Source organism: Pseudomonas sp. CC6-YY-74 (assembly GCF_002025205.1).
Taxonomy (GTDB): Bacteria; Pseudomonadota; Gammaproteobacteria; order Pseudomonadales; family Pseudomonadaceae; genus Aquipseudomonas; species Aquipseudomonas paeninsulae.
The window spans coordinates 2,579,419-2,598,258 of the sequence record NZ_CP019947.1 but is presented as its reverse complement, the minus strand read 5'-3'; the positions used below and the strand labels follow the sequence as shown (position 1 = coordinate 2,598,258).

At 62.8% G+C, this 18,840-nt stretch carries 5 protein-coding genes; 3 read left to right on the top strand and 2 right to left on the bottom strand.

All coding sequences use genetic code 11. The features are described 5' to 3' along the window. Positions 1 to 63: 63 nt before the first annotated feature. Complete coding sequence (locus B2D37_RS11805) at positions 64 to 12,393, bottom strand: retention module-containing protein (RefSeq protein ID WP_079202870.1); 12,330 nt, start codon at positions 12,391 to 12,393, stop codon at positions 64 to 66. A 336-nt stretch (positions 12,394 to 12,729) separates the two neighbouring features. On the opposite strand from B2D37_RS11805, the gene B2D37_RS11800 reads away from it, so the two are divergent. Genes B2D37_RS11800 through B2D37_RS11790 form a run of 3 tightly spaced genes read left to right on the top strand, consistent with a single transcriptional unit; the run spans position 12,730 to position 17,629 of the window. Then, positions 12,730 to 14,076 carry a TolC family outer membrane protein gene (locus B2D37_RS11800; RefSeq protein WP_079202869.1) on the top strand — a complete coding sequence of 449 codons (1,347 nt, stop codon included), beginning with the start codon at positions 12,730 to 12,732 and terminating at the stop codon, positions 14,074 to 14,076. 33 nt (positions 14,077 to 14,109) lie between these two features. Next, the gene (locus B2D37_RS11795) at positions 14,110 to 16,266 is read left to right on the top strand and encodes a type I secretion system permease/ATPase (protein ID WP_079202868.1); all 2,157 of its coding nucleotides are present in this window, start codon (positions 14,110 to 14,112) and stop codon (positions 16,264 to 16,266) included. Positions 16,267 to 16,324: 58 nt separating this feature from the next. Continuing rightward, positions 16,325 to 17,629: an HlyD family type I secretion periplasmic adaptor subunit gene (locus B2D37_RS11790; protein WP_079202867.1), complete on the top strand. Its 1,305-nt coding sequence runs from the start codon at positions 16,325 to 16,327 to the stop codon at positions 17,627 to 17,629. 205 nt (positions 17,630 to 17,834) lie between these two features. On the opposite strand, the gene mmsB is transcribed toward B2D37_RS11790, so the two are convergent. Next, positions 17,835 to 18,833 (bottom strand): 3-hydroxyisobutyrate dehydrogenase, encoded by a 999-nt coding sequence (gene mmsB, locus B2D37_RS11785; protein WP_256573071.1) that lies wholly within the window; start codon positions 18,831 to 18,833, stop codon positions 17,835 to 17,837. Positions 18,834 to 18,840 lie beyond the last annotated feature (7 nt).

Below are 18,840 nucleotides of genomic sequence, written 5' to 3'. Positions count from 1 at the left end.
TTTGCGCCAACGGATTCCCTTGAACCAAAACCCCGCTAACCGATGTTAGCGGGGTTTGGGCCGTCAGGTGTGGTCGATTTTGACGATAGGGTCTGCACCGGCAATCAGCGAGTTGACGATCTGCGAAGAGGTCGAACCATATCCAGAGAGGTCAACGGCTGCGCCAGCGTGCTCCAGTTTGATGGTCGCATCCGCGCTGCCGCCACTGGCGAACTGCCCAGTGCTGCTGATCTCCAGGGTTGAGGTCGTGGTGTTGACGCGCAGGTAGTTGAGAATGTTGCCATCGTTCTCGCCCTGCAGCAGATCGTGCAGATCGATGCGGTCGCCTTCACTGGCTTTGAAGTCCTTGATTACATCACGCCCAGTGTCGCCGGCCTTCCAGACGAAGGAGTCGGCGCCAGTCCCGCCGAGCAAAATATCGTCACCAGTCCCGCCAATGAGGATGTCGTTGCCGGTACCGCCGTCCAGGGTGTCGTTGCCCGCCCCGCCGATGAGAGTGTCTTGACCGGCACCGCCGCTGATGTAGTCGTTGCCGCTGCCGCCGACAAAGGTAGAGTTGGCCGAGCCGCCGATGATGGTCTTGGCCACGCTGGCGCCGTCAGTAATCTCGAGAGACAGCGTCGGCGCGAAGCCAGTGGGCAGCGCCGAGCTGGTGACCAGGTAGATCTTGTCGGTCCCCGAGATCGCCGTAGAGGTGCTCAATAGCGACGTATAAGGGCTCAGGTCATATACGCCCTGAGCGTTGGCGTTGATTTCCTGGTAGCTGCCGTCGGCCAGCACCACGTTGATCGACGAGCCGGCTGGCAGGTCGCTGAGCGTGAAGCTGGTGATGGTCTCCGGCGTCCCCACCTTGTCCTGCACCACGGCATACACGTCCAGCGGGTAGCTGTAGCTGGTTAGGCCTGTCGGGTTGGGGTCGGTGGCGATGTACTCGATTTGGAAGCCGTTGTTCTTGGCGTTGGTGCCGAACGTGTTTGCAGCGCCCAGGCCGATAGCCAGGCTGCTCATGTCGGCGCTGATCGAGTAGGTTACGTTGGCGGATTCATTGCCGCCCTGATTGAACATACCGCCGTCGAGCGTGGCATTGAGCGTGGCTTTAGTGATGGTGCCGCTGATGCCGGTTAGGCTCACGGACCAGCTGCCACCGGCAGTGACCGTGGCAGTGCGGGTCACAGTGCTGGTGACGCCAGCATTGACCACTTCCAGTTGCAGATCCACCTTGAGGTTGGCCGAGGACACCACGCTCGTGGATGAGGTGGTGATGGCGCCACTCAGCGTGCTTTGCCCCACCAGGTCGGCCGTTTCCAGTTTGCTACTGATCTTGAACACATCATCGGCGGAGTTCTTCAGCCGCAGCGCCATGTATTGCATACCGGTCGGGAAGCGGAAGTTGATCGCTTCGCTGCCGTCGATGCGCTGGGCCTGTGTGCCGTTGTCGCCCGGGCTGTTGACACCTAGGTTGTTGCCGCCCGACCAGTTGAAGGTGGCGTTACTGCCGGTGGAAATGGTTACACCATTGCCGAAGGTGTATTCGCTCTTGCCGGTCAGGCCGCCATCGCTGGTGAAGCTGATTTCATTGACGACCGGTGTGCCGATGACGATCGAGACATCACTGCCGGGTATGGCGTCGGCCACCGGATTGATGGTGATCAAGCTGGAGTCGGTATCAGTCAACACACCGCCCGCACCGGTATTGCCGCCATCGTTGCTGGTCATGCTCAGGGTGACGCTGCCGCTGTCATCCTTGAGCGGGATATAGCTCGGCTGGGTCGCCGGTGATGCCAGGTAGGTATTGATGTCGGCAAGGGTGCCGCTGAGCACAAGGATGCCGGTACCCGCGCCGCTCACGTTGACGCCACTGGCTGCTGCAGCACTCAGGCTGCCGCGGGCAACCGCCAGGGTGACGGTAATCAGGCCGGAAGCGACGTCCACATCGCTTACCGACAGGCCGCTGAGCTTGAGCGCAGTGTCTTCGTTGGTGGTGTAGCTGGCCGGCAGCTGATTGACCGGTGCATCGTTAACCGGGTTGATCAGGATGGAAACGGTGGCAGGCGTTTGATCCACGTTGCCGGCGACATCGCTGGCGCGGTACTGAAAGTCGGTGCTGCCGTTCCAGTTGGAGCCCGGTATGAAGCTCAGGTTGGCCTGATTGCCGACTGCGGGAATGGCCTGGCCAATTTGGACCGCCTGGCTGTTGTACATCAGCGTGCCGTTCGCCGGCAGGCTGGTGATGGTGAAGTTGGCAATGCTGCTGGCGGCATCGGTCGCGTTCAGCGTGATGGTAATGGGGCCGGAGTCCTCATTGGCGACCACCGATACATCGCCGGTTTCGGGCGCGGTAGCGTCGCCAATGGTGATAGTGGCGGCATTTGATTCGGTATCCGCACCGTCCTGTGCCGTAGCCGTCACGGTCACGCTCAGGCTGCCAACCGGGTTGCCTGGGAGCGTCATGCTCAGACCCCTGATGCTCACCGCTTGGGTGGCCGGATCCACCACCACGGAATAGCTGCCCGAGCTGGTCAGGGGCAGCGTCCAGGTGCCATCGCCGTTGGCTGAGCCGGCCGATAGGGTGGCGCCGGCTGGGACCGCGACCGTGATGCTGGCAATGGACTCGGAGTAGTCGATGTCTGTCGGTGTAGCCGTAATGGTAAGCGGATAGCTGGTGCTGGTCGCGAACTCGATCGAGTTGATCAGGTAGTCGTCCCCAGCCCCCGGCGCGCTGAACTCGATGCGGCTGATTGCGGCACCGGTGCTGCTGGTCAGGGTGATGGCCGGGTCGATGGAGTCGGTGATCCCAGCGAGTGTGTTGCTGCCGATCGGGTTGCCAGCGCTGTCGAACAGGTTGTAGGTCGCTCTTTCACCGGTATGCAGCCAGGCGAAACTAACGGTCGCGCTTGCTACCGGCGCATCGAAGGTCACCACGAGGCGCTCCGACTGGCCGTTGGAGTAGCCAAGTTCATTATTGGCACCAGAGGCCGCGCCGACGACCCCGAAACCAATGGGGCTGCTATTGCTGGAAATAACCCCCGCAGTGCCATCGAGATTGAAGGCTTGGACGGTGAAGCCTTGTCCGCTGGACGCCGCGTTGGCGGTGTTGATGGTAGTGGTGCTGATGTTGGATGCGCCAATTGCGATGGTGACGATGGGCGCATCGGCCACTGGGGTCACATCGAAGGTGAGCGTATTGGGTGTGGTAGCGAACTGACCGGACTGATCGCTCACCGAGAAGCTCAGGTTGGTGTAGCCGTTTCCACTGGCGTCATGGGCAGGCGTGAACGTCAGGTTATTGAGCTGGGCCAGGGTAATGACTTGACCGCTGGTCACCGAGGTGCCGTTCAGTTGCAGTGAGCCTGCACTAAGCAGACTGTCGATGCGTACGGCCTGCAGGCTGTCACCAATGTCGGCATCGGAAAAACCGAAGTCATCTGCGCTGAAACTGTAGCTGGTGTCTTCGTTGAGGGTGATTACACCATCGGTGCCGGTGGGTGCATCGTTGACCGGTGTGACACCGATGGTGGTGGTTCCGCTGACGGTGACGGTGCCGTCGTTGACCGAGTAGCTGAACGAGCCGACGGCATCGCCGCTGGTGTAGTCGGCCGGTGCGTTGTAGAGCAGGCCAGTCAGCTCGGCGCTGGTCAGGGTGTCGCCATTGCTGATGGCGGAGCCATCGGCTTTGGTGACGGTACCCAGGGTCGGCAGGCCGGAGACGGTGATGGTCAGGCTGTCGCCATCGACATCAGTCGGCGCGGTGAGGCCCAGGCTGGTCCCGGTGCTTTCTTCCGCGACGCTAATGCTGCTGCTGGCCGCGATCGGTGCATCGTTGATCGGGGTGACACCGATGGTGGTGGTTCCGCTGACGGTGACGGTGCCGTCGTTGACCGAGTAGCTGAACGAGCCGACGGCATCGCCGCTGGTGTAGTCGGCCGGTGCGTTGTAGAGCAGGCCAGTCAGCTCGGCGCTGGTCAGGGTGTCGCCATTGCTGATGGCGGAGCCATCGGCTTTGGTGACGGTACCCAGGGTCGGCAGGCCGGAGACGGTGATGGTCAGGCTGTCGCCATCGACATCAGTCGGCGCGGTGAGGCCCAGGCTGGTCCCGGTGCTTTCTTCCGCGACGCTAATGCTGCTGCTGGCTGCGATCGGTGCATCGTTGATCGGGGTGACACCGATGGTGGTGGTTCCGCTGACGGTGACGGTGCCGTCGTTGACCGAGTAGCTGAACGAGCCGACGGCATCGCCGCTGGTGTAGTCGGCCGGTGCGTTGTAGAGCAGGCCAGTCAGCTCGGCGCTGGTCAGGGTGTCGCCATTGCTGATGGCGGAGCCATCGGCTTTGGTGACGGTACCCAGGGTCGGCAGGCCGGAGACGGTGATGGTCAGGCTGTCGCCATCGACATCAGTCGGCGCGGTGAGGCCCAGGCTGGTCCCGGTGCTTTCTTCCGCGACGCTAATGCTGCTGCTGGCCGCGATCGGTGCATCGTTGATCGGGGTGACACCGATGGTGGTGGTTCCGCTGACGGTGACGGTGCCGTCGTTGACCGAGTAGCTGAACGAGCCGACGGCATCGCCGCTGGTGTAGTCGGCCGGTGCGTTGTAGAGCAGGCCAGTCAGCTCGGCGCTGGTCAGGGTGTCGCCATTGCTGATGGCGGAGCCATCGGCTTTGGTGACGGTACCCAGGGTCGGCAGGCCGGAGACGGTGATGGTCAGGCTGTCGCCATCGACATCAGTCGGCGCGGTGAGGCCCAGGCTGGTCCCGGTGCTTTCTTCCGCGACGCTAATGCTGCTGCTGGCTGCGATCGGTGCATCGTTGATCGGGGTGACACCGATGGTGGTGGTTCCGCTGACGGTGACGGTGCCGTCGTTGACCGAGTAGCTGAACGAGCCGACGGCATCGCCGCTGGTGTAGTCGGCCGGTGCGTTGTAGAGCAGGCCAGTCAGCTCGGCGCTGGTCAGGGTGTCGCCATTGCTGATGGCGGAGCCATCGGCTTTGGTGACGGTACCCAGGGTCGGCAGGCCGGAGACGGTGATGGTCAGGCTGTCGCCATCGACATCAGTCGGCGCGGTGAGGCCCAGGCTGGTCCCGGTGCTTTCTTCCGCGACGCTAATGCTGCTGCTGGCCGCGATCGGTGCATCGTTGATCGGGGTGACACCGATGGTGGTGGTTCCGCTGACGGTGACGGTGCCGTCGTTGACCGAGTAGCTGAACGAGCCGACGGCATCGCCGCTGGTGTAGTCGGCCGGTGCGTTGTAGAGCAGGCCAGTCAGCTCGGCGCTGGTCAGGGTGTCGCCATTGCTGATGGCGGAGCCATCGGCTTTGGTGACGGTACCCAGGGTCGGCAGGCCGGAGACGGTGATGGTCAGGCTGTCGCCATCGACATCAGTCGGCGCGGTGAGGCCCAGGCTGGTCCCGGTGCTTTCTTCCGCGACGCTAATGCTGCTGCTGGCTGCGATCGGTGCATCGTTGATCGGGGTGACACCGATGGTGGTGGTTCCGCTGACGGTGACGGTGCCGTCGTTGACCGAGTAGCTGAACGAGCCGACGGCATCGCCGCTGGTGTAGTCGGCCGGTGCGTTGTAGAGCAGGCCAGTCAGCTCGGCGCTGGTCAGGGTGTCGCCATTGCTGATGGCGGAGCCATCGGCTTTGGTGACGGTACCCAGGGTCGGCAGGCCGGAGACGGTGATGGTCAGGCTGTCGCCATCGACATCAGTCGGCGCGGTGAGGCCCAGGCTGGTCCCGGTGCTTTCTTCCGCGACGCTAATGCTGCTGCTGGCCGCGATCGGTGCATCGTTGATCGGGGTGACACCGATGGTGGTGGTTCCGCTGACGGTGACGGTGCCGTCGTTGACCGAGTAGCTGAACGAGCCGACGGCATCGCCGCTGGTGTAGTCGGCCGGTGCGTTGTAGAGCAGGCCAGTCAGCTCGGCGCTGGTCAGGGTGTCGCCATTGCTGATGGCGGAGCCATCGGCTTTGGTGACGGTACCCAGGGTCGGCAGGCCGGAGACGGTGATGGTCAGGCTGTCGCCATCGACATCAGTCGGCGCGGTGAGGCCCAGGCTGGTCCCGGTGCTTTCTTCCGCGACGCTAATGCTGCTGCTGGCCGCGATCGGTGCATCGTTGATCGGGGTGACACCGATGGTGGTGGTTCCGCTGACGGTGACGGTGCCGTCGTTGACCGAGTAGCTGAACGAGCCGACGGCATCGCCGCTGGTGTAGTCGGCCGGTGCGTTGTAGAGCAGGCCAGTCAGCTCGGCGCTGGTCAGGGTGTCGCCATTGCTGATGGCGGAGCCATCGGCTTTGGTGACGGTACCCAGGGTCGGCAGGCCGGAGACGGTGATGGTCAGGCTGTCGCCATCGACATCAGTCGGCGCGGTGAGGCCCAGGCTGGTCCCGGTGCTTTCTTCCGCGACGCTAATGCTGCTGCTGGCTGCGATCGGTGCATCGTTGATCGGGGTGACACCGATGGTGGTGGTTCCGCTGACGGTGACGGTGCCGTCGTTGACCGAGTAGCTGAACGAGCCGACGGCATCGCCGCTGGTGTAGTCGGCCGGTGCGTTGTAGAGCAGGCCAGTCAGCTCGGCGCTGGTCAGGGTGTCGCCATTGCTGATGGCGGAGCCATCGGCTTTGGTGACGGTACCCAGGGTCGGCAGGCCGGAGACGGTGATGGTCAGGCTGTCGCCATCGACATCAGTCGGCGCGGTGAGGCCCAGGCTGGTCCCGGTGCTTTCTTCCGCGACGCTAATGCTGCTGCTGGCCGCGATCGGTGCATCGTTGATCGGGGTGACACCGATGGTGGTGGTTCCGCTGACGGTGACGGTGCCGTCGTTGACCGAGTAGCTGAACGAGCCGACGGCATCGCCGCTGGTGTAGTCGGCCGGTGCGTTGTAGAGCAGGCCAGTCAGCTCGGCGCTGGTCAGGGTGTCGCCATTGCTGATGGCGGAGCCATCGGCTTTGGTGACGGTACCCAGGGTCGGCAGGCCGGAGACGGTGATGGTCAGGCTGTCGCCATCGACATCAGTCGGCGCGGTGAGGCCCAGGCTGGTCCCGGTGCTTTCTTCCGCGACGCTAATGCTGCTGCTGGCTGCGATCGGTGCATCGTTGATCGGGGTGACACCGATGGTGGTGGTTCCGCTGACGGTGACGGTGCCGTCGTTGACCGAGTAGCTGAACGAGCCGACGGCATCGCCGCTGGTGTAGTCGGCCGGTGCGTTGTAGAGCAGGCCAGTCAGCTCGGCGCTGGTCAGGGTGTCGCCATTGCTGATGGCGGAGCCATCGGCTTTGGTGACGGTACCCAGGGTCGGCAGGCCGGAGACGGTGATGGTCAGGCTGTCGCCATCGACATCAGTCGGCGCGGTGAGGCCCAGGCTGGTCCCGGTGCTTTCTTCCGCGACGCTAATGCTGCTGCTGGCTGCGATCGGTGCATCGTTGATCGGGGTGACACCGATGGTGGTGGTTCCGCTGACGGTGACGGTGCCGTCGTTGACCGAGTAGCTGAACGAGCCGACGGCATCGCCGCTGGTGTAGTCGGCCGGTGCGTTGTAGAGCAGGCCAGTCAGCTCGGCGCTGGTCAGGGTGTCGCCATTGCTGATGGCGGAGCCATCGGCTTTGGTGACGGTACCCAGGGTCGGCAGGCCGGAGACGGTGATGGTCAGGCTGTCGCCATCGACATCAGTCGGCGCGGTGAGGCCCAGGCTGGTCCCGGTGCTTTCTTCCGCGACGCTAATGCTGCTGCTGGCCGCGATCGGTGCATCGTTGATCGGGGTGACACCGATGGTGGTGGTTCCGCTGACGGTGACGGTGCCGTCGTTGACCGAGTAGCTGAACGAGCCGACGGCATCGCCGCTGGTGTAGTCGGCCGGTGCGTTGTAGAGCAGGCCAGTCAGCTCGGCGCTGGTCAGGGTGTCGCCATTGCTGATGGCGGAGCCATCGGCTTTGGTGACGGTACCCAGGGTCGGCAGGCCGGAGACGGTGATGGTCAGGCTGTCGCCATCGACATCAGTCGGCGCGGTGAGGCCCAGGCTGGTCCCGGTGCTTTCTTCCGCGACGCTAATGCTGCTGCTGGCCGCGATCGGTGCATCGTTGATCGGGGTGACACCGATGGTGGTGGTTCCGCTGACGGTGACGGTGCCGTCGTTGACCGAGTAGCTGAACGAGCCGACGGCATCGCCGCTGGTGTAGTCGGCCGGTGCGTTGTAGAGCAGGCCAGTCAGCTCGGCGCTGGTCAGGGTGTCGCCATTGCTGATGGCGGAGCCATCGGCTTTGGTGACGGTACCCAGGGTCGGCAGGCCGGAGACGGTGATGGTCAGGCTGTCGCCATCGACATCAGTCGGCGCGGTGAGGCCCAGGCTGGTCCCGGTGCTTTCTTCCGCGACGCTAATGCTGCTGCTGGCCGCGATCGGTGCATCGTTGATCGGGGTGACACCGATGGTGGTGGTTCCGCTGGCGGTGACGGTGCCGTCGTTGACCGAGTAGCTGAACGAGCCGACGGCATCGCCGCTGGTGTAGTCGGCCGGTGCGTTGTAGAGCAGGCCAGTCAGCTCGGCGCTGGTCAGGGTGTCGCCATTGCTGATGGCGGAGCCATCGGCTTTGGTGACGGTACCCAGGGTCGGCAGGCCGGAGACGGTGATGGTCAGGCTGTCGCCATCGACATCAGTCGGCGCGGTGAGGCCCAGGCTGGTCCCGGTGCTTTCTTCCGCGACGCTAATGCTGCTGCTGGCCGCGATCGGTGCATCGTTGATCGGGGTGACACCGATGGTGGTGGTTCCGCTGACGGTGACGGTGCCGTCGTTGACCGAGTAGCTGAACGAGCCGACGGCATCGCCGCTGGTGTAGTCGGCCGGTGCGTTGTAGAGCAGGCCAGTCAGCTCGGCGCTGGTCAGGGTGTCGCCATTGCTGATGGCGGAGCCATCGGCTTTGGTGACGGTACCCAGGGTCGGCAGGCCGGAGACGGTGATGGTCAGGCTGTCGCCATCGACATCAGTCGGCGCGGTGAGGCCCAGGCTGGTCCCGGTGCTTTCTTCCGCGACGCTAATGCTGCTGCTGGCTGCGATCGGTGCATCGTTGATCGGGGTGACACCGATGGTGGTGGTTCCGCTGACGGTGACGGTGCCGTCGTTGACCGAGTAGCTGAACGAGCCGACGGCATCGCCGCTGGTGTAGTCGGCCGGTGCGTTGTAGAGCAGGCCAGTCAGCTCGGCGCTGGTCAGGGTGTCGCCATTGCTGATGGCGGAGCCATCGGCTTTGGTGACGGTACCCAGGGTCGGCAGGCCGGAGACGGTGATGGTCAGGCTGTCGCCATCGACATCAGTCGGCGCGGTGAGGCCCAGGCTGGTCCCGGTGCTTTCTTCCGCGACGCTAATGCTGCTGCTGGCCGCGATCGGTGCATCGTTGATCGGGGTGACACCGATGGTGGTGGTTCCGCTGACGGTGACGGTGCCGTCGTTGACCGAGTAGCTGAACGAGCCGACGGCATCGCCGCTGGTGTAGTCGGCCGGTGCGTTGTAGAGCAGGCCAGTCAGCTCGGCGCTGGTCAGGGTGTCGCCATTGCTGATGGCGGAGCCATCGGCTTTGGTGACGGTACCCAGGGTCGGCAGGCCGGAGACGGTGATGGTCAGGCTGTCGCCATCGACATCAGTCGGCGCGGTGAGGCCCAGGCTGGTCCCGGTGCTTTCTTCCGCGACGCTAATGCTGCTGCTGGCTGCGATCGGTGCATCGTTGATCGGGGTGACACCGATGGTGGTGGTTCCGCTGACGGTGACGGTGCCGTCGTTGACCGAGTAGCTGAACGAGCCGACGGCATCGCCGCTGGTGTAGTCGGCCGGTGCGTTGTAGAGCAGGCCAGTCAGCTCGGCGCTGGTCAGGGTGTCGCCATTGCTGATGGCGGAGCCATCGGCTTTGGTGACGGTACCCAGGGTCGGCAGGCCGGAGACGGTGATGGTCAGGCTGTCGCCATCGACATCAGTCGGCGCGGTGAGGCCCAGGCTGGTCCCGGTGCTTTCTTCCGCGACGCTAATGCTGCTGCTGGCTGCGATCGGTGCATCGTTGATCGGGGTGACACCGATGGTGGTGGTTCCGCTGACGGTGACGGTGCCGTCGTTGACCGAGTAGCTGAACGAGCCGACGGCATCGCCGCTGGTGTAGTCGGCCGGTGCGTTGTAGAGCAGGCCAGTCAGCTCGGCGCTGGTCAGGGTGTCGCCATTGCTGATGGCGGAGCCATCGGCTTTGGTGACGGTACCCAGGGTCGGCAGGCCGGAGACGGTGATGGTCAGGCTGTCGCCATCGACATCAGTCGGCGCGGTGAGGCCCAGGCTGGTCCCGGTGCTTTCTTCCGCGACGCTAATGCTGCTGCTGGCCGCGATCGGTGCATCGTTGATCGGGGTGACACCGATGGTGGTGGTTCCGCTGACGGTGACGGTGCCGTCGTTGACCGAGTAGCTGAACGAGCCGACGGCATCGCCGCTGGTGTAGTCGGCCGGTGCGTTGTAGAGCAGGCCAGTCAGCTCGGCGCTGGTCAGGGTGTCGCCATTGCTGATGGCGGAGCCATCGGCTTTGGTGACGGTACCCAGGGTCGGCAGGCCGGAGACGGTGATGGTCAGGCTGTCGCCATCGACATCAGTCGGCGCGGTGAGGCCCAGGCTGGTCCCGGTGCTTTCTTCCGCGACGCTAATGCTGCTGCTGGCCGCGATCGGTGCATCGTTGATCGGGGTGACACCGATGGTGGTGGTTCCGCTGACGGTGACGGTGCCGTCGTTGACCGAGTAGCTGAACGAGCCGACGGCATCGCCGCTGGTGTAGTCGGCCGGTGCGTTGTAGAGCAGGCCAGTCAGCTCGGCGCTGGTCAGGGTGTCGCCATTGCTGATGGCGGAGCCATCGGCTTTGGTGACGGTACCCAGGGTCGGCAGGCCGGAGACGGTGATGGTCAGGCTGTCGCCATCGACATCAGTCGGCGCGGTGAGGCCCAGGCTGGTCCCGGTGCTTTCTTCCGCGACGCTAATGCTGCTGCTGGCCGCGATCGGTGCATCGTTGATCGGGGTGACGGTGACCGTGGCGGTGGCGACGTTGGAGGTCAGCTCGCCATCGGTGACGGTGTAGGTGAAGTCAGCAGCGCCATTGAAATTGGCGTTCGGGGTGAAGGTGACGGTGCCGTCGCTATTGAGCACGGCGGTGCCGCCAGTACCACTGGTGACGCTGTTAATGGTCAGCGGCGAGTTTTCTGGATCGGTGTCGTTGCCGGTCAGCTGGGCGGCGGTGAAGGTCACCGGGGTGTCTTCGCTGGCCGTCAGGCTGTCGTCGTTGGCGACCGGAGCATCGTTGATCGCACCGACGGTGACCGTGGCGGTGGCGACGTTGGAGGTCAGCTCGCCATCGGTGACGGTGTAGGTGAAGTCGGCGGTGCCGTTGAAATTGGCGTTCGGGGTGAAGGTGACGGTGCCGTCGCTATTGAGCACGGCGGTGCCGCCAGTACCACTGGTGACGCTGTTAATGGTCAGCGGCGAGTTTTCTGGATCGGTGTCGTTGCCGGTCAGCTGGGCGGCGGTGAAGGTCACCGGGGTGTCTTCGCTGGCCGTCAGGCTGTCGTCGTTGGCGACCGGAGCATCGTTGATCGGGTCGACGGTGCCACTGACCATCGCAGTACTGGTCAATACGCCATCGCTGACTGTGTAAGAGAAGCTGACCGGGCCGCTATAGTTGGCGGTTGGGTTGAATACCAGCTGACCATTGATCAGAGTCACCGAGCCATTGCTGACATTAACGGAACCACCCTCGGCAATGGTCTGGCCATCGACGGCGGTGATGGTCAGGCTGTCGCCGTCCAGGTCTGTGTCATTGCTCAGCACGTCGATGCTGATGCTGCCGTCTTCGTTCACGGTGAAGCTGTCAGCTAGCGCAACGGGAGCGGTGTTGGCAATCTCGAGAGCCTCAATAGGTTCTGGAGCCTCTTCCTCTGTAGGTGAGGACGCAGCAACCCCCAGCCCTTCAGTCTCAAACCCAACAGTCGGATCGAGCTGCTGACCTGTTTCATCCAACATTACGAAGCTGTGACCGCCACCTGCCGCACCACCTGCGCCACCTGCCGCGCCCGGGCCTGCGGCGGTCGGTTCGAGGTCGGCGGTCGGGTCGAAGCCGGCGGCGATGGCTTGTTCCAGTTCGGAAGCTGGCGCTTGTGCCGCCTGCACTTGCTCTGAGGCTTGATCCCCGCCAGCTTGCCAGTTGCCGTTGGCGGCAATATCGATCACATCGCCATTGGCCAGTTCCAGAGTTGCCGAACCGCCCGATGCAGTCACTACCTGGTCGCCTTGGAACAGACGCTCGCCTTCGAACACTTGCCGCTTGAGGCCGTCGAGGGAAACAACGAATACTTGGCCCACAAGGCTTTTAATAACAGCGACAAAATTGCTCATGCTTAAGCTCCAGACGCCCCGGGCGTGGTGTGATCCTTGGATTAATGCGGCCTAGGCCAAGGCAGAAGTAAAGGCTGACTGTCATTTTGTTGACGGCAGCAACTTGTCCTTGTTCTCAATTGGCTCGGTAATATGCCAAACTATTGACCACTCTTTCGCGATAATACACACTCACTATCGTTGATGTCACTTTGATATTGATTTAGTCGTTCATGTCACCTTCGCAGCCTGCAAAAAAGTGAATGCGTAGCCTCGTTGGCTGGGTCGTTCTGCAGTGGTTCGTCCTCTGATTTTGTATACCTTCTGCTCCTCAGCCCGAAAGGAATCTAACTTCCAATGCGTTTTTTAGCCCTTCTGCCTCTTGCTCTGGCGATCTCCCTGTCGGCCAACGGCCAAACCCTTAACGAAGCCATGCAGAGTGCTCTTGAGGTGCATCCGGAAATCCAGGCGGGGGTCAACGCGCGTCTGGCTGTCGAGGAGCAGATGAAAGCCGCCAAAGGCGGTTATCTGCCGCAGGTCGACCTGCTTGCCGGCTATGGCCGTGAGGGCACCGATAATCCCAGCACTCGTAATACCTACGGGCATAGTTACAAGACGCTGAATCGCGGTGAGTCGTCCTTACGTCTGCAGCAGATGCTGTTCGACGGCTTTGCCACCAGCAGTGAAGTCGGCCGTCAACGGGCGACGGTCAATGCCCGTGCCTATGAGCTGTTGGGCACGTCAGAACGCACCGCGCTGACCGTCGCGCAGGTCTATCTGGAAGTGCTCAAACGTCAGGATATGGTGCGGCTGGCGACTGACAACCTGCGTAGTCACGAGCGCATCTACGACCAGATCTCGCTGCGCAGCGAGCGCGGAGTAGGGCGTATGGCCGATCTCGATCAGGCCGAGGCCCGTCTGGCGCAAGCGCGGAACAACCTGATCACCGAGCAGACCAATCTGGCCGACGCGCAGGTCAATTATTACAGCGTGGTTGGCAGCGATCCCAGCGAACTGAGCATTCCGCAAGGGTTACCAGGCCGTTTGCCAGAAAACCTGCAAGCCGCGCGTGAGGAAATGCTGGCGAATAATCCGTTCTTGAGTTCGGCCGAGTCCGATGTCCAGGCTAGCGAGCAGCAGTACGAAGCGGCCAAGTCGACGTTCTATCCGCGTTTCGACGCCGAACTGTCGCAGGGTGTCGACAGCAATATCGATGGCGTGCCCGGCCATAGCAATGAATGGCAGGCGATGCTGCGCATGCGTTACAACCTGTTCGCCGGTGGCAGCAACAAGGCCGATCTGCAGTCCAAGTCGTATCAGGTCAACCAAGCGATGGATATCCGCAACAATGCGTTGCGCGTGCTGCTCGAGGACCTCGGTCTGGCCTGGAATGCCCTGGAGAATTCGCGTCAGCAATTGCCGATCGCTCAGCAATATGTCGACTACAGCAGCCGGGTGCGCGATTCCTACCAGAAGCAGTTCGGCCTGGGCGAGCGGACATTGCTGGACTTGCTCGACAGCGAGAACGAGCTGTTCACTGCTGCGCGTCGCCTGGAAGAGGTGCGCTTCACTGAACTGTTTACTCAATACCGGATCAAGGCGACCATGGGCTCCCTGCTGCAAAGCCAAGGTGTAGTTGCACCCATGGCTGCGGCGCCGCTGGACGTAGTCAAGGCCAAGGTGACACTGCCGGGCCTGAACTGACAGCGACTTTCCTCCGTGCATGAGTGAATCTTTGTGGCAGTAGACCTCAGCGAGGCCCCGACCCGTAGCGATCCGCGCGATCGCTACGATGATCCACTGCTCGACAGCCTGCTGTCACTTTGCAGTCTGCACCAGAAGCCGGTCAGTCGGGCCATGCTCACGGCCGGCTTGCCACTGCCCGAACAACGCCTGAGTGTCGAGTTGCTGCCCCGTGCAGCGGCTCGCGCCGGCCTGCAAGGGCGTTGGTTGCGCCGCAGTCTGCAGAAGATCCCGGCGTTGGCCATGCCTGCGCTGCTGTTGCTGCGTGAAGGTCGCAGCGCGGTCTTGCTCGGTTGGGACGAACAGGGTCGTGCGCGGGTCATGCCCAGCGAGAGTGAGGGTGGTGAGGTTCTCGTCAGTGCCGAGATGCTGGACGAGGATTACAGTGGCCAGGTGTTCTTTGCCCAGCCGCTGCACAAGTTCGACTTCAATCGCGGTGAGCTGATTCCACGGGCGACTTCCTGGTTTCGCGACACCCTCAAACGCTCCCGCTGGCTCTATATAGACGCTATCGCGGCCAGTTTCCTGATCAGTCTGATCGGCCTGGCCACGCCGCTGTTCGTCATGAATGTTTATGATCGGGTGGTGCCAAACCAGGCAGAGGCCACGCTCTGGGTGCTGGCGATCGGTATCTGCGGCGTGTATCTGTTCGATCTGCTGCTGAAAACCTTGCGCGGTCTGTGCCTGGATCTTGCGGGCAAGAAGACCGACCTGATTATTTCGGCGACGCTGTTCGAGCGTGTCGTCGGCATGGCCATCAAGTACCGTCCGGCGCGGGTCGGCAGTTTCGCCCAGAACATCCACGAGTTTCAGAGTCTGCGCGATTTTCTCGCCTCGCTGACCCTGGCCAGTGTCATCGATCTGCCGTTTACCCTGTTGATTCTGGCAGTCATCGCGATGATCGGCGGCCACCTGGTGTGGATCCCAGTATTGGCCTTTCCGCTGGTCGCCCTGATCGGCTGGGCGTTGCAGCGACCCCTGGCGGAAACCATGGAACGCACCATGGCGCTGGCCGCCGAGCGTCAGTCGAGCCTGATCGAAAGCCTCGCCGGACTGGATGCGGTCAAGGTCAATAATGCCGAGAGCGAGCGCCAGTATCTGTGGGAACAGACCATCGGTACCCTCAGTCGCCTGGAGTTACGCGCGCGCATGCTCTCCAGTCTGGCGATGAATGCGACGATGCTGCTGCAGCAACTGGCCGGCGTAATCGTCATCGTCTTCGGTGTTTACCAGATCATCGACGGCCAACTGAGCATGGGTGGCCTGATTGCCTGCTACATGCTCAGCAGTCGTGCACTCGGCCCGCTGACCCAATTATCCGGCCTGCTGACCCGCTACCAGCAGGCTCGTGTCACCCTCGAATCAGTCAATCAGATGATGACCCTGCCGCAGGAGCGGCAGGAAGAGGAGCGTCCGCTCAAGCGTCAGTCATTGCAGGGTGCCATCGAGTTCCGCCAGCTGGATTTCCATTATCCGGACCAGCAGCAGGCCGCCCTGCAGAACATCAACCTGGTGGTGCGACCCGGCGAGAAGATCGGCATCATCGGTCGCAGCGGCTCTGGCAAGAGTTCGCTGGCCAAGCTGATTGTCGGCCTGTACCAGCCGGATGCCGGCAGCCTGTTGGTCGACGGCGTCGATGTGCGCCAGCTGGATGTCAGCGATCTGCGCCACAACATCGGCTACGTGCCCCAGGATATCCAGCTGTTTTCCGGCACGCTGCGCGACAACCTGATGGTGGGCGCGCGCTACGTGGAGGATGAGCTGGTCTTGCAGGCATCCGAGCTGGCCGGGGTGCATGAGTTCGTGCGTCTGCATCCCAAAGGCTACGAGCTGCAGGTCGGCGAGCGTGGGCAGAACCTTTCCGGGGGACAGCGGCAGAACGTTGCCCTGGCCCGGGCGTTGTTGCTCGACCCGCAAATCCTGCTGTTCGACGAGCCGACCAGCGCCATGGATAACACCGGCGAAGAGCGGCTCAAGCAGCGCCTGGCTGCCGTTATCGGCAGCAAGACCCTGCTGCTGGTTACCCACCGTGCCTCCATGCTCAGTCTGGTCGACCGGCTGATCATCGTCGACCGTGGGCAGATCATCGCCGACGGCCCTAAAGGCAGTGTCATGGAAGCGCTGAAAAAGGGGCAGATCAGTGTCAGTTAAACCACCGTCAAAAGGTCTGCGTCAGGCTCTTGCGTCTTACTTCGGCAGTCATGACGCCATGGGCGACGAGCCGCTGCCGGAAGTCAGCAAGGCGCTGATCGAGGATGCGCCCAGGATCATTCGCCTGACCATCTGGGGCTTGATCGCCTTCGTTGCCTTCTGTTTGCTGTGGGCGCATTTCGCCGTGGTCGACGAGGTCACCCGTGGCGATGGCAAGGCGATTCCATTCTCACGGTTGCAGAAAATCCAGAACTTGGAAGGCGGTATCGTTTCCGAACTGTTTGTCCGCGAGGGGCAGATCGTCAATATCGGCGATCCGCTGCTGCGTCTGGATGACACGCGTTTTGCTTCCAACGTCGGTGAGACCGAGGCCGACCGCCTGGCCCTGCTGCTGCGGGTCGAACGCCTCAGTGCGGAAATACAGGATCGTGAACTGGTAATTGTCGCCGAAGTACGCGAGAAGGTGCCGCGTCAGGCCGAGAACGAGGAACAGTTGTTCAACAGCCGGCGCCAGCAACTGCTGGACGAGGTCGCCGGACTGGAACAGCAGTTGCTTCAGCGCCGCCAGGAATTGCGCGAGTTTGCTTCCAAGCAGAACCAGTTTCGCAACAGCCTGGAGCTGTTGCGCCAGGAAATTCGCATGTCCGAGCCACTGGTGGCCGAAGGCGCGATTTCCCCGGTTGAAGTGCTGCGTTTGAAGCGTGCCGAGGTGGAGAGTCGCGGCCAGTTGCAGGCCACCACCCTGGCGATGCCGCGTGCCGAGGCCGCGATCAAGGAAGCAGAGCGCAAGATCGACGAGACCCGCGGGCGTTTTCGCAGCGATGCGCTGACCCAGTTGAATGAGGCGCGCACCGATCTGAGCAAGATCCAGTCGACCGGCAAGGCGCTGGAAGATCGGGTCAATCGCACCCTGGTCACCTCACCCGTGCGCGGTATCGTCAAGCTGCTGCTGGTCAACACCATCGGTGGAGTGATTCAGCCGGGCAGCGACCTGGTGGAGATCGTGCCGCTGGGCGAGAACCTGCTGGTGGAGGCGCGCATCCGTCCGCAGGATATTGCCTTCCTCCATCCGGGGCAGGAGGCCATGGTCAAGTTCACCGCCTATGACTACACCATCTACGGTGGGCTCAAGGCCGAGCTGGAGCAGATTGGCGCCGACACCGTGACCGACGACGATGGCAACAGCTTCTACGTGATCAAATTGCGCACCAACAGGAGCCACCTGGGCAGCGAAGAGCATCCGTTGCTGATCATTCCCGGCATGGTCGCCTCGGTAGACATCATCACCGGCAAGAAAAGCGTGCTCAGCTACCTGCTCAAACCGATCATCCGTGCCCGCGCGGAGGCGTTGCGCGAGCGCTGATCGGAGCTATGGGTAGATGAAAAAGCCGCAGGTATTTGCGGCTTTTTGCTATCTGCAGATCGTAGCCCGGATGCAATCCGGGAACGGTGTAGTAGGCGCGAACCTCTCCCCGGATTACATCCGGCTACACGAGCTGCGATCCGCAGCCCTGCGTTACTCGACAAATAGCCAGTAGGGCGGGTGCAACCTGCCGTTGGCTTTGCGCTTATTCGACGAACAATTGCTGCACCACCGAGAAATCCTGCTGGCCCTTGCCTTGCTTGAGCAACAGGCGATACAGCTGCAGGGCCAGGGCGCCCATCGGTGTGCTGCTGCCGCTGTGTTGCGCGGCTTCCTGGGCCAGGCCGAGGTCCTTGGCCATCAGTTCGGCCATGAATCCACCGGAATAGCCTTTGGATGCCGGGGCGTTTTCCATCACGCCGGGCCAGGGGTTGTATTTTTCCAGGGTCCAGTTGCCACCGGAGCTCTGGCGCATGATCTCGGCCAGCACGGCTGGCTCCAGGCCGTTGGCCACGCCCAGGGCCATGGCTTCGGCGGTAGCGATCATCTGCACCGCCAGGACCTGGTTGTTGCACACCTTGGCCACCTGGCCGGCGCCATCGGGACCGGCGTGGAAGATGTTGCTGCCCATGGCAGTGAAGACTGGGCGGGCTTTTTCCAGGGTGCTGGCCTGGCCGCCGATCATGAAGGTCAGGGTACCGGCGGCGGCGCCGGCGGTACCGCCGGAAACCGGTGCGTCGAGCATCTCCAGGCCACGCTCGGCCGCCGCCTTATGCACCTGGCGCGCAGACTCCGGGGCGATGGTCGAGCACTCCAGGACCAGGGTGGCGGGCTTGAGCGCCTTGAGCAGGCCGCCGTCGCCCAGGTACAGGCCTTCGACATGCCGGCTGGCCGGCAGCATGCTGATCACCACGTCGGCGCCTTGTACGGCGTCGCTGGCACTGCTCGCGGCGTGCGCCCCTTCCTTGGCCAGTTCGTCGATGGCCGCTTGCACCAGGTCGAAGACGTTGAGCGTGAAGCCGGCCTTGAGCAGGTTGCGGGCCATGGGCAGGCCCATATGGCCGAGGCCGATAAAGGCGATCGTTGTCATGGTTATGCTCCTTATCTGGAACGCCCGTTTGGTTGTGCTGCGGGGCGTAGGATGGGTTGAGCATAGCGATACCCATGCTGTCGGGTTGGGTCGCGCTGGTGGGTTACGGCGCAATCAATAA

Bases quoted from the DNA above. Each gene is read 5' to 3' on its own strand.
- B2D37_RS11805 (WP_079202870.1), bottom strand. From the start codon at position 12,393: ATGAGCAATTTTGTCGCTGTTATTAAAAGCCTTGTGGGCCAAGTATTC.
- B2D37_RS11790 (WP_079202867.1), top strand. From the start codon at position 16,325: ATGGGCGACGAGCCGCTGCCGGAAGTCAGCAAGGCGCTGATCGAGGAT.
- B2D37_RS11800 (WP_079202869.1), top strand. From the start codon at position 12,730: ATGCGTTTTTTAGCCCTTCTGCCTCTTGCTCTGGCGATCTCCCTGTCG.